13 protein-coding genes are annotated in these 12,200 nt (G+C 51.3%); all 13 read right to left on the reverse strand.

The genetic code is table 11. The annotated features are described in order from the left end of the window. Positions 1 to 92 precede the first annotated feature (92 nt). On the reverse strand, positions 93 to 836 hold the full coding sequence (locus MKX70_RS03860; RefSeq protein WP_042231967.1) for a TerC family protein: 744 nt from the start codon (positions 834 to 836) through the stop codon (positions 93 to 95). A gap of 27 nt (positions 837 to 863) precedes the next feature. Continuing rightward, positions 864 to 2,186, reverse strand: a complete 1,323-nt coding sequence (locus MKX70_RS03865; RefSeq protein ID WP_042231965.1) for a TerD family protein — start codon at positions 2,184 to 2,186, stop codon at positions 864 to 866. Between the two features lie 93 nt (positions 2,187 to 2,279). Beyond that, positions 2,280 to 2,861: a TerD family protein gene (locus MKX70_RS03870; protein ID WP_042132987.1), complete on the reverse strand. Its 582-nt coding sequence runs from the start codon at positions 2,859 to 2,861 to the stop codon at positions 2,280 to 2,282. 50 nt (positions 2,862 to 2,911) lie between these two features. Next, positions 2,912 to 3,487 carry a TerD family protein gene (locus tag MKX70_RS03875; protein ID WP_042231962.1) on the reverse strand — a complete coding sequence of 192 codons (576 nt, stop codon included), beginning with the start codon at positions 3,485 to 3,487 and terminating at the stop codon, positions 2,912 to 2,914. Positions 3,488 to 3,516: 29 nt separating this feature from the next. Further along, a complete protein-coding gene (locus MKX70_RS03880) occupies positions 3,517 to 4,113 on the reverse strand; it encodes a TerD family protein (RefSeq protein WP_042132983.1) in 597 nt (198 codons plus the stop codon). 123 nt (positions 4,114 to 4,236) lie between these two features. Continuing rightward, entirely contained in the window at positions 4,237 to 4,683 is a 447-nt protein-coding gene (locus MKX70_RS03885) for a tellurite resistance TerB family protein (RefSeq protein ID WP_042132981.1), read from the reverse strand. A 256-nt stretch (positions 4,684 to 4,939) separates the two neighbouring features. Then, complete coding sequence (locus tag MKX70_RS03890; RefSeq protein ID WP_340841621.1) at positions 4,940 to 5,662, reverse strand: amino acid ABC transporter ATP-binding protein; 723 nt, start codon at positions 5,660 to 5,662, stop codon at positions 4,940 to 4,942. A gap of 15 nt (positions 5,663 to 5,677) precedes the next feature. Further along, positions 5,678 to 6,325, reverse strand: a complete 648-nt coding sequence (locus MKX70_RS03895) for an amino acid ABC transporter permease (RefSeq protein ID WP_039299378.1) — start codon at positions 6,323 to 6,325, stop codon at positions 5,678 to 5,680. 110 nt (positions 6,326 to 6,435) lie between these two features. After that, on the reverse strand, positions 6,436 to 7,251 hold the full coding sequence (locus tag MKX70_RS03900) for a transporter substrate-binding domain-containing protein (RefSeq protein ID WP_081956345.1): 816 nt from the start codon (positions 7,249 to 7,251) through the stop codon (positions 6,436 to 6,438). Between the two features lie 259 nt (positions 7,252 to 7,510). Continuing rightward, complete coding sequence (aguB, locus tag MKX70_RS03905; RefSeq protein WP_340839571.1) at positions 7,511 to 8,386, reverse strand: N-carbamoylputrescine amidase; 876 nt, start codon at positions 8,384 to 8,386, stop codon at positions 7,511 to 7,513. Between the two features lie 61 nt (positions 8,387 to 8,447). Further along, entirely contained in the window at positions 8,448 to 9,479 is a 1,032-nt protein-coding gene (locus MKX70_RS03910; protein WP_340839572.1) for an agmatine deiminase family protein, read from the reverse strand. Between the two features lie 147 nt (positions 9,480 to 9,626). Next, positions 9,627 to 10,169, reverse strand: coding sequence for a phosphodiesterase (yfcE, locus tag MKX70_RS03915; protein WP_042231948.1), 543 nt, complete (start codon positions 10,167 to 10,169; stop codon positions 9,627 to 9,629). Between the two features lie 439 nt (positions 10,170 to 10,608). Then, positions 10,609 to 12,093 carry a glutamate synthase subunit beta gene (locus MKX70_RS03920; protein ID WP_340781234.1) on the reverse strand — a complete coding sequence of 495 codons (1,485 nt, stop codon included), beginning with the start codon at positions 12,091 to 12,093 and terminating at the stop codon, positions 10,609 to 10,611. Positions 12,094 to 12,200 lie beyond the last annotated feature (107 nt).

Genomic DNA, 12,200 nt, shown 5'->3' on the forward strand with positions numbered 1-12,200 from the left:
ATTACCCGGAAGCGCGCCGGAGTCCACCCTTCCCGTGAACTCCCCGCCTTCCTGTAAAGCTATGAAGAGATGAACATATACGTCAGGTAAAATCAGGCTTTACGATTTTCTTCTCTTTTACGTTTAGAGGAGCTATACAGGATTGTGCCCACAAACACTGCAATCAGAATGGTGAAGAAGATCACATGCGGCATTTCATAACCGAACGCACCGGCAAGCATCTTACCGGCAATAAGTGCAATGAGCAGGAAGGCTGACTGTTCCAGTTCAGGAAATCTGGCAATCAGCTTAAGGAATACCTGGGCCACTCCGCGCATCATCAGCACGCCGAGGATCCCCCCCAGGAAGAGCACCCAGACTTGATTACTAAGACCGAATGCAGCAACTACACTGTCAATACTGAAGGCAATATCCATTAATTCAACCAGGAGCACCGTCCTCCAGAAAGAGGTGCCTTTGTTCTTGGTCTCCCCTTCTTCTCCGCCACCCTTAAACAGACCTTTATAAGCAATGTAGAAGAGGTACAGAGCACCCAGAGCCTTAACCTCCCAGAATCCAATCAGGAAGGTACCCAGACCAATCGCCAAGAATCGGAATAAATAAGCGCCGAGTATCCCGTAAAATAGTGCCTTACGCTGCTGCTCTTTCGGTAAATGCTTAACCATTACCGCCAGCACGAGCGCATTATCTGCGGAGAGCAGGCCCTCCAGCAGAACCAGACTCCCGATAATCCCCCAGCTGACAGGATCGGAGAGCGTCGCTACAACATCACTCCAGGAGAAGAAATGCCCATAATTCTCACTGATACTCCTAAAAAAATCACTGAACCAGTCCATTCCACTTGCGCCTCCGGTAAAATAAAATTATTTGCTGCCCGCTACCCAGCGAAGCCCCCAGCCATAAGCCTCATCCATCTCCTTATGACCGCTGAAATATTGCACGAGGCGTTCAATACTAAAGGTCTCGTTGCCTACATTCCGGATCAGCGCGATGGCGCACATGCCCTTACGGTTGTTATGCTCGTCCAGATTAACGACAATATCTGGTCCTCCATCCTGCTTCAGGGTAACCACCCCATCCGCCTCAGACCAGTTGGTAACTCCCTTGTAAATAAAAGAAAAAACTAAAATTCTTTCGATTTGTGCAACCTTACTCCCGTTTATACGCAGATTCTCGCCGGATGTTACGGAGCCGGTCCGGTCATCCCCATCCAGCATGATGTAAGGCGGCTGCTGCAGGTTGCCGAACGCATTGCCCAGTGCCTGCACAACTCCCTTGCTGCCGTTCTTGAGTTCATACAGGCAAGCAAGATCCAGGTCCACGCCGCCCTTGTTACGGCTGAACAGTCCACCACCCTGCTTCTGATTCCAGTTCAGGTTGATTACGAGCTCCCCGAGACCGGAGGCTGATTTCTTCAGGTTGATGGAATCGCCCTTCTTCTTCAGCTCAATCTTCTTCAGATTGAGGTTCAGCGGCGGAGCAGGAGCTTCCGTCTGCTTCGGCGCAGGCGGCGGAGGAATTACAATTGCAGGTCTGGCTTGCTCTACCCGCGGCGGCGGCACCGGAAGCTTCGTGCGCTCCGGCGGTGCCTCCGTCTTCACCGGCTGCGGTGCAGCCGCCGGAGCAGGCTCATCCTCCACTTCTATTCCATAGTTGCCGCACAGGGCTTTGAGTCCGCCGGAGAAGCCTGCAACGATCGCACTGAATTTCCATTCTTCGCCGTATCTATATAATTCTCCTACCACAACAGCTGTTTCCACAGAGAAATGATTTCCCAGGTTACACCGCAGAATTTCCGCCCCTGTCGCCTGATCCAGGATCCGGCACTGGGCCTCGCTCATCTGTCCGAACATTTGCTTGCGGTTCTCGCCATCATACAGAGTAAGGGTAAAGGCAATCTTCGCGATACCTGCAGGAATCTTGTCCAATCCCACCTCGAACTGCTTAAGTCCTCCTGAAGCTGCACCCGGCACATCCTTATATCTGATATAAGGTGTTGACGGATTATTATAAAAGATCAGATCATCGTCACTATTTACTTTGCCTTGCGCCCCGAGCAGGAATGCAGAGGCGTCAATATCCATTGAAGATGGAGCTTTCCATCCGATCTCTACAATGATATTGCGGGTACCCGGGTTTCCTTTGGTCAGGTCTGCTTTCTGCCCTTTAACTACTTCAGTACTCATTCTTACGCCACCTTTATAAATGGATAAGAGTGCAACTTATACACTTTTGTCTATAAAAAGGGCAGGATCGATGATGATCCCGCCTTTGAAGCTTTATTGTGCATCCAGTCCATAATTCTTGCATAGAGCGCTGAGCCCGCCGGCAAACCCGCTGCCGATCGCCTGGAACTTCCAATCCGCCCCATGGCGGTAAAATTCACAGAAGACAACAGCTGTCTCGGTGGAGAAATCCTCACCCAGGTCAAACCGCAGAATCTCGCGGTCGCTGGAAGCATCTACAACACGAACAAATGCGTTCGATACCTGTCCGAAGTTCTGCACCCGTGTCTCATAATCATAGATCGTCACTGTAATCCCAATGCGCTGAATATTCGCGGGCACCAGGCTGAAATCCACAAGAATCTGCTCATCGTCCCCGTCGCCTTCACCTGTACGGTTATCGCCTGTATGGGTTACAGAGCCTGTCCCGCCGCTTGGGTTGTTATAGAATACAAAGTCGTCTTCGCCTTTGGCTTTGCCGTCCTCATGCAGCAGAAATGCTGAAGCATCCAGGTCGAAATCCTTGCCGCCGCTATACTTGTTTGTATCCCAGCCAAGTCCTACAACTACCTTCGTCAGGCCCGGATTGGTCTTGGTAAGATCAATCCGCTGTCCTTTGGAAAGACTGATCGTCACTGGCAAAAACCTTCTTTCCTCAAAGATTTAATTCCGAAGTCGCACGGGTCTTATTGCAGACCGTAATCACGGGTCAGTCCGGAGAGGCCGTCTTTGTAGCCGCTGCCGATGGCATTGAACTTCCACTCTGCGCCATTTCGGTACAATTCGCCGACTACAACGCCGGTTTCAACGGAGAAATCTTCACCCAGGTCAAAGCGGATCAGCTCTTCGCTGTTCGCATCATTGACGATACGCACATAGGAACGGGAGACTTGTCCGAAGTTCTGGCTTCTGGATTCTGCTTCATAGATGGTAATGGTGAAAGCAATTTTATCAACATCCGCAGGAACATTGAGCAAATCAACTTGAATCTGCTCATCGTCTCCGTCGCCTTCACCTGTGCGGTTGTCGCCGGTGTGAACAACGGAAGCGTTCTCGTTCTGCTTGTTGTTGAAGAAGATAAAGTTCGTTTCTTTATCCACTTTGCCGTTAGCATTCGTCAGGAATACAGACACGTCAAGGTCGAAGTCCTTCCCGCCATCGTATTTATTCGTATCCCATCCGAGGCCGACTGTAATTTTGGACAAGCCCGGATTAGTTTTGGTCAAATCGATTTTTTGTCCCTTGGATAAGTTAATAGCCATGAATAGAACCCTCTTTTCTCAAATTGGAATTAGATATAACGTTCAGCCAGTTGATTAATATGTGCTGCGTGCGCGCCTTCACCGATGGCTGCGAATTTCCACTCTTCGCCATGGCGGTATAGCTCGCCGCAGATCAGTGCCGTGAAGCCTGTGTAATTGTCCGTCAGATTAAACTTGATCAGCTCGCCGTTCCCGGCCGCGTTGATAATCCGGATATACGCCGATTTGATCATCCCGAAATCCTGTTTGCGGTTCACCGCATCGTAGATGTTGACCACAACCAGAACCTTATGGACATCGGCAGGAATCGACTTCAGATTCACCATGATCTGTTCGTCGTCCCCGTCTCCTTCACCCGTCAGGTTATCTCCCGAGTGAACTACAGAGTTGTTCGTATTCTGTTTGTTGTGAAAGCAGACGAGGTTCAGCTTATTGGTCAGCTTGCCATTCTCATTCAACAGCAGAGCGGAAGCATCGCAGTCCACATTCGCCTGTTTCTTGACACCAAAGAAGCCTCTTGCCGGTTCGGCAGGGTCCCAGCCCAATCCTACGATAACGTTAGACAGTCCGGCATTCCCTTTAGTTAAATCGATCTTCTGACCTTTTACCAGATTGATTCCAGCCAACTTTACGTACCTCCGTTTCCAGTAGTAATCACTGCCTGTAAGTCCTTCTTGCGGGTGTTATATCAGTGATACGATGGAGTAACGCCTAAGTTTCATCCAATTGCGGATGCCCTCCGGCCTGTATTACAGGCTGAATTCGCTTGGGCTCAGTCCCAGCACACTGCAGATATTCCGGACAACCGCTTTCTCATGCTCATCGAAGTCGCCGTCAGCCGCACCAATCGCGGAGCATACGCCCACAATTACACGTCCGATCTCCGGTTTGCCGCTGAATTTCGCGATCGACTTGAGCGCTTCCTGCTTGCCGATTTCCGGCGAGAACTCGAAGTTGCTCACATAGAAATTGAACTGGTTGATGACATCTCTCATGTCAAATACCTTCAGTTCATTGCTGAGGTTCATATATCCGGCCATTTTGTTCTTCTCGGATTCCTCAATCTTGCCGTCAGCCGCAGCAACCAGTGCGCAGCCTGCCACTACCGCGTTCATAAAGTCTTTATTTTTAAACTTCTTAACCTGTTCTGTCAGTCCGGTTTTTGTCGTATTCAGCCAATTTTTAAATGTGCTCATCGTATTCTCCTTCTATCATTCTGAATTATGACCAGTAGAACGGGCTGTGCCGTACTATAAGCACCATATCCGCTTCTGCCGGAAATATAAGGATAAATTATTATGCGTAGCCCATAAATCCTTATACTTTAAAAAAAGATATCCCCGAGCCTCCTCCCCGCCATTCCGGGCAGATATTCAACCAATGGTCCCATTGCCTAATTCTTACTCTTCTAATATAACCGATTAAATAACAATATTCTACTTTGACAGATTCTCACAGTACCTTGGACAGGAATTCCTTGGTGCGCTCATGTGACGGATTTCCGAACAACTGCTCGGGCACTCCCTGCTCCACTACAATTCCCTGCTCCATAAAGAGGACACGGTCTCCTACTTCACGGGCAAAGCCCATTTCATGCGTTACCACGACCATAGTCATTCCTTCGCGGGCCAAATCCTTCATTACGGCCAGCACCTCACCGACCATTTCGGGGTCCAGTGCAGAGGTCGGTTCATCAAAAAGCATGATCTTCGGCTCCATCGCTAGCGCGCGCGCAATCGCCACACGCTGGGCTTGACCGCCTGAAAGTGAAGAAGGATACATCTCCGCCTTCTCGCTCAGTCCCACCTTTTGCAGCAGCTCCACCGCTTTCAGACGGGCTTTGTCAGCCGGCCATTTGCGGACCTGCATCGGGGCCAGCATAATGTTCTCGATCACTTTTTTGTGCGGGAACAGATTGAACTGCTGAAAGACCATGCCTACTTCGGTACGGATATCGTTAATCCTTGTGCTTTTGGCCATCAAGGAAGTGCCTTCAATCATAATATCGCCTTCCTGCGGCTGCTCCAGCAGATTGAGGCAGCGCAGAAAAGTCGATTTGCCCGACCCCGAAGGTCCGATCACCACCACTACCTCCTGGCTGTGGATATCGACGCTAATGTCAGTCAGCACCTTATGGGTGCCGAAGGATTTATGCAGATGTTTGACTGAGATTATAGGCTCCATATGGGGTTACACCTTCCGTTCGATATAATTAAGCAGCTTGCTGAGGGAGTAGGTTAGAATGAAATAGATCAGTGCAGCGGTCAGATAAGGCTCCCAGATCCGCAGATATTGGCCTTTCATGGTGTTGCTCCAGTACATAATCTCCGGTGCGGCAATCAGCGCCAGCAGCGAGGAATCCTTGACGAGGACGATGAATTCATTCCCGAACGCCGGAACCATCCGTTTGATGGCCTGAGGCAGAATAATGAAGCGCATCGCCTGGAGTTTGGTCATCCCGAGTGACAGGGCGGCTTCCCGTTGTCCGGGGTCAATTGACTGGATGCCGGCACGGAAAATTTCAGCGGAATACGCCGCGGAATTGAGTGAGAGCGCCACAAATGCGCTCATCAGCGCATAGGTTTTACCATAGAACAACGGAATGAGTCCGAAATGGACGATCAGAATCTGGACGTACAACGGTGTTCCGCGGAAGATGTTGATATACGCATGAAACGGCCAGCGGAAATACCATCTGGGCGCCATTTTGCCGAACCCGATAACCAGTCCCAGAATGGACCCGCACAGGATCGAAACCAGCGATACGCCTATGGTAAATAAAGTTCCCTTAAGTAAAACCGGTAAATAATGAACGATGATGTCAAATCTGAAATCCATAGAACTCTTCCCTTCTCTTCTGCTTATAGCTTTCTCTATGTTTCTCTTGTGTTTCAAAAAAAGAAGCATGCGCAATAGCAATCATTACGCATGCTTAATTGTTACTCCCCTTACTCTGCGTTCAAAAGTGCCTTAGTATCCGGCTCTTCGCCGAACCATTCTTTGTAGATTTCCGCATATTTGCCGTTCTCGATGATTGTCTTGATCGCCGGGTCCAGCTTAGCTTTCCATTCGCTGCCCTTAGGATACAGGATGCCGTAATATTCGGAACCGAAGTTCTCCTTGTCGATGATACCGGTCAGCTTCTCCTTCGGATTATTCTTGATGTATTCGTTCACGATGGCGATATCCGCAACCACTGCATCCGCTCCGCCGCCGTTCAGCTCCATCAGGGCTACCGCATTGCTGTCAAAGCGCTTCAGGTTGCCGTTGTCGATGCCCATGATGCCGCTCATCAGATCATCCGCAGTTGTTGCTGCCTGAACGGCAACTTTCTTATCCTTCAAATCAAGGGCAGACTTGATATCGCTGCCTTCCTTGACCATGATCATGTTCGTAGATTCGAAATAAGGAATGGAGTAGTCATAGGTTTCCTTGCGCTCATCTGTAATGGATACCGAAGATAGGCCCGCCTGATATTCAGTGCCTTGCTGAACACTGGTCAGCATCGTATCCCAGCCTGTGTTGGTCACGGTGTAGTCAATACCCGCTTCCTCCATAACTGCCTTAATGAAATCAATGTCAAAGCCCTTGATAGTGTCTGTATCCATATACTCCATAGGTGCATAACTGGCATCGCTGGCGAACTTGATGCTCTCTCCGGCCGCTTTGCCGCTGCCTGCGTTATTATCCGAACCACAGCCAACCATTGCCAGGACCAGGAATGCCACCATACCTGACATTGCCCATTTTTTACTGATTCCCATGCTCCAATCCCCCTACTTATTTATAAAATAACTTAAAGAGATTTTATCAGATTAAAGCAATGATGACAATTAACTTTTCCTGTTTATGTTATATAACATGACATTATATCGATGTATTGTAACATTTGCAGCCGCCTAACCTAAAATCTATGTCTATCTTCATATAAAAACAGCCAGGAGGCTGTCCGGAGAGTGCTGTCCCCGGCAGCGTCCTGGCTGCTTACTATTGTAATCTGCTATTCAATTTGTTCATTTACACTCAGAATGTCAAATCCCCGTCATACGAAGCAATCAGCCGGTACAGCTCCGGACGGCGGTCGCGGAAGATTCCCCATTCGATCCGGCCAACCTCAAGCGCATCAAGATCAAATTCACTGACCAGCACACCCTGCTCATCGCGCCCGGCTTCAGCAACCTTATTGCCCTGCGGGCCGGCAATGAACGAAGAACCGTAGAAGTTAATGCTGGAATCCTCGTCAATCTCCTCACCGATCCGGTTGGAGGCCACGACAGGAATCAGGTTAGCGGCTGCATGGCCCAGCATGCAGGTCTGCCAGTGATCCTTGGAGTCGATCGAGCCGTCCTGCGGCTCCGAGCCGATAGCTGTAGGGTAGAACAGAATCTCCGCCCCCATCAGGCTCATCACCCGCGCTGCTTCCGGATACCATTGATCCCAGCAGACGCCGACGCCGATTTTGGCATAACGGGTATTCCACACCTTGAAGCCGGTATCGCCCGGGTTGAAGTAGAACTTCTCCTCATAGCCGGGGCCGTCAGGAATATGACTCTTGCGGTACTTGCCCATCACGGTTCCGTCGGCATCAATCACGGCCAGCGAATTGTAACGTGCATAGTTCTTTTTCTCATAAAAGCTGATCGGTAGCACCACTTCCAGCTCTTTGGCTACCGCCTTGAAGTGATTCACCGCCTTGTTGTGCTCAAGCACGGTGGCGTAGGCGTAATAATCGGATTTCTCCTTCTGGCAGAAATACGGAGTCTCAAACAGCTCCTGCAGCAGAATAATCTGCGCACCCTGGGCCGCCGCTTCTCTGACCAGTGTCTCCGCCTTACGGATATTCTCATCAATGTCGCCGGAACAGCTCATTTGTGTTGCGGCTACTTTTACTTTTCTCATGGTTGTTCCTCCTCTTACGAACTTAAGATTCCCATCTGGGCGAGCTGTAACTGCCTATACCCTAGTTCACTGCAGGCATCTGTTGGGTTGTACAGTGCACGTTCCCGCCTTCACCGATTACAGCCATTCCGTTCACTGTACGGATTCTGCGTTCCGGGAACAGCCCGGCAAGCGTCTCTTCGGCTAGCCTGTCTGTCTCTGCCGCCGTACCGCCGAATACCGGCAGGATAATCCCGCCGTTCACGAAATAGAAATTCAGATAGCTCAGGGTCAACCGGCTGCCTTCATAATCAACACGGGGCGGCTGCTGAATGCGGATGATCTCCAGTTTCCGTCCCTTGGCATCGGTAGCCTGCTCCAAAATACGCAGGTTCTCCTCCGAAATGGCATAGTTCTCATCCTGCGGGTCTCCGCAGACCTGGATGATCACCTTGCCCGGCGCAGCGAAGCACGCGATATTATCAACATGACCGTCCGTCTCGTCCCCGCTGAGGCCGCGCTTCAGCCAGATTATCGATTCTGTCCCCGTATATTGCTTCACTAAGCCGGCGATCTCTTCCCGGTCCAGCTCGGGATTGCGGTTCGTGTTCAGCAGACATTCTTCGGTAGTCAGCAGTGTTCCTTCACCATCGGTATGGATTGATCCGCCCTCCATCACAAGCGGTGCATCATACCTGCTGATCTCCAGCTGTTCCAGAATTTGCGGAGCTACCTTATCGTCAAGGTCCCATGGCGTATATTTGCCGCCCCAGGCATTGAACTTCCAGTTCACGCCGGCAAGCTTGCCTTCCACATTCACCACAAAGGTCGGTCCGTTATCGCGCAGCCAGGCATCATTATGCCGGATGGGCAGCAGCGTCACATTAGCACCCAGTGCAAGCTGTTCTACAGTCTCCATATCATCAGGGTTCACGATCACCGTTACTGGCTCGAACTCGGCAATGGCTCTGATAATCTCGGCATAACCTGCGCTTACCGCCGCATGGTTGTCCGGATATACCATAGAGTCCTGCACCGGCCAGGAGATGAAGGTCCGTTCATGCTGGGCCCATTCCGCCGGCATTGTATAGTTTAAATCTTTGGGATACGTCATTTAGTTACCTCTGCCGTTTATATTTGAAGCTGCCCTGTTAGCCGCAAGCTCCTCACCCATCATACAATAATATGCCTGTGTGCTCAATTGCCGGACCGCAATAATCCCCCTGGAAATATCCAGAGGGATTATCGTTATATTGCTATTTTACAGTGTAATATGCTTAATGACATTGCCGGCGAAATCCTTGATGCTGAATTCACCATTGTCCAGGATTCCGTAAGAATTGGGATTGTTCTCCTTGGGAAGGGAGATCGATCCGGGGTTAAGCACGACAATGCCTTCCCTCATATCCGCCACCGGCAGATGTGTATGTCCCTGGATGAACACATCCCTCGGGGACAGCGCCGGCAAGTTATCGATGCTGAATCCATGCCCGTGCGTAGCGTAAATCTTACGGCCCTCATGAAGAATCATTACGTAGTCGCCCATCATCGGGAACTGCAGCAGCATCTGGTCTACTTCAGCATCACAGTTCCCTCTCACGGCAACCAGCGATTTACCGTAAGCATTCAGCTTGTCGGCGACCCCCTGTGGATTATAACCCTCGGGCAGCGGATTTCTCGGCCCGTGATACAGGAAGTCTCCCAGAATAACCAGCGTGTGCGGCTGCTCCTCCTCCGCCTTGGCCAATGCCTGCTCCAGCCAGTGCAGGGACCCGTGAATATCGGAAATAAACATCAGTTTCATCCTTGTTCTTCCTCTCCGTTATATAGCTTGAGCTTAATGATGTCCGGGTAAAGCCTCAGTTCCACTATGAGCTTCAGTCTCTGGTGATATGGTGATTTTTTTGAAATCCCAGCCTCTGCTGCCACAGGAATTTTTGGACCACCCACTCTTGGCGGTGGAATCCTGCACGAAATACAACATTCTCCTCATATTCCCGGCCCTAATCCTCCCAAACACCCCGGTGTCGCCCAAATAAAGTTGCAATACGTACAACAACTATGCCTGTGCAATGTGAACTTAAGAATCTCCGGTTCTGGTCCTGCCAGCACCGAATCAAACAGGAGGAATGGGTAATTCCATGCATCCATTGTAAACGCCCCCGCCCGGTTAACGCAAAGCAAGACGCCCCGGCGGGGCGCCCTACTGTTAACTCCGCTTACTCCGTATATCTAAAAGCTTCTCATGGCAGGTTGGACGAGCCCATCAGGAAGCGGTCCACTTCACGGGCAGCCTGCCGGCCCTCGTTAATTGCCCAGACCACTAGGCTCTGGCCGCGCCGCATGTCGCCGGCAGTGAAGACACCCTTCACACTCGTGGCCTGCGTGCCAAATTCAGCCTTAACATTGGAGCGCTCATCGCGTGCTACACCCAGCTGTCCAAGTACCGTTTCCTCCGGTCCGGTGAACCCCAGCGCCAGCAGCACCAGTTGCGCCTGAATAACCTCTTCACTGCCCGGCACTTCAACCGGCATCATCCGGCCGTCCTCCGTACGCTTCCATTCAATGCGCACGGTATGCAGCTCCTGCACATGTCCGTTCGTGTCGCCGGCGAAGCGCTTGGTGTTCACAAGATAGCGGCGCGGATCTTCTTCATATAGAGAAGCGGCCTCCTGCTGCCCGTAATCGACCTTCAGCACCTTCGGCCACTCTGGCCAAGGATTGCCCGGCTGACGGGTGAGCGGCGACTGTGGCATAATCTCCAGCTGGATGACGCTTCGGCAACCATGGCGGATAGAGGTAGCTACACAGTCCGTACCTGTATCACCACCGCCGATAACAACAACATCCTTGCCTGCCGCCGACAGATATTCTCCGTCAGCCAGCCCGGAATCCAGCAGGCTCTTCGTGTTCAGGGTCAGGAACTCCATTGCCTGATGGATGCCGCGCAAATCCCGGCCTTCCAGCGGAAGCTCCCGCGCCTTGGTAGATCCGCCGCAGAGAACTACGGCATCATGCTCTTCCTGCAGCTGCTCCGCAGGGATATCCCGGCCGATTTCGGTCCGTGTAACGAAGGTAATTCCTTCGGCCGCCAGCAGGTCCACCCGGCGCTGTACCTTCTTCTTGTCCAGCTTCATGTTCGGAATGCCGTAGGTTAGCAGACCACCGATCCGGTCAGCCCGTTCGTATACAGTTACACTGTGCCCCGCCTTGTTCAGCTGGGCCGCACAGGCAAGTCCTGCGGGTCCGGAACCCACAACCGCAACCTTTTTACCCGTACGGGTAAGCGGCGGTTCAGGTACAATCCAGCCTTCGGCAAAACCTCTATCTACAATCGACTTCTCAATGGATTTAATGGTTACTGGATCGCCATTCTTACCAACGGTACAAGCGCCTTCACAAGGCGCAGGACAGACGCGTCCTGTAAATTCAGGGAAGTTATTCGTCTTATGCAGCCGTTTCAGCGCTACCTCCCAGTTACCGCGGTATACCATGTCATTCCATTCCGGAATGAGGTTGTGCAGCGGGCAGCCGCTGGCCATCCCGCTAAGCAGACGTCCTACATGGCAGAACGGAGTTCCGCAATCCATGCAGCGGGCACCTTGCTCCCGCAGCTGCTCTTCTTCCAGAGGTACCGAAAATTCATTCCAATTCTTAATCCGTTCCAAAGGCTCGCATTCAGCAGGCGTACGCCGCTGATATTCTAAAAATCCGGTTGCTTTACCCATTCCTGTCTCCTCCGAGTCTCTCTGATTGGCCGCCGGAAATGTAATAAGCGGCATTCATGCCCACTTTCGGCTCCAAAAAGAAACCTACTCTTCTGTCGCCGGGCCGT

Origin of the sequence: Paenibacillus sp. FSL R7-0312, from assembly GCF_038004445.1 — a bacterium.
In the GTDB taxonomy this organism is placed as follows: domain Bacteria; phylum Bacillota; class Bacilli; order Paenibacillales; family Paenibacillaceae; genus Paenibacillus_AQ.

What these genes read in the sequence shown, in the direction of transcription:
- MKX70_RS03860 (WP_042231967.1), bottom strand. Translation starts at nt 836, where the DNA reads ATGGACTGGTTCAGTGATTTTTTTAGGAGTATCAGTGAGAATTATGGG.
- MKX70_RS03865 (WP_042231965.1), bottom strand. Translation starts at nt 2,186, where the DNA reads ATGAGTACTGAAGTAGTTAAAGGGCAGAAAGCAGACCTGACCAAAGGA.
- MKX70_RS03875 (WP_042231962.1), bottom strand. Translation starts at nt 3,487, where the DNA reads ATGGCTATTAACTTATCCAAGGGACAAAAAATCGATTTGACCAAAACT.
- MKX70_RS03885 (WP_042132981.1), bottom strand. Translation starts at nt 4,683, where the DNA reads ATGAGCACATTTAAAAATTGGCTGAATACGACAAAAACCGGACTGACA.
- MKX70_RS03895 (WP_039299378.1), bottom strand. Translation starts at nt 6,325, where the DNA reads ATGGATTTCAGATTTGACATCATCGTTCATTATTTACCGGTTTTACTT.
- MKX70_RS03900 (WP_081956345.1), bottom strand. Translation starts at nt 7,251, where the DNA reads ATGGGAATCAGTAAAAAATGGGCAATGTCAGGTATGGTGGCATTCCTG.
- aguB (WP_340839571.1), bottom strand. Translation starts at nt 8,386, where the DNA reads ATGAGAAAAGTAAAAGTAGCCGCAACACAAATGAGCTGTTCCGGCGAC.
- MKX70_RS03910 (WP_340839572.1), bottom strand. Translation starts at nt 9,479, where the DNA reads ATGACGTATCCCAAAGATTTAAACTATACAATGCCGGCGGAATGGGCC.
- yfcE (WP_042231948.1), bottom strand. Translation starts at nt 10,169, where the DNA reads ATGAAACTGATGTTTATTTCCGATATTCACGGGTCCCTGCACTGGCTG.
- MKX70_RS03920 (WP_340781234.1), bottom strand. Translation starts at nt 12,093, where the DNA reads ATGGGTAAAGCAACCGGATTTTTAGAATATCAGCGGCGTACGCCTGCT.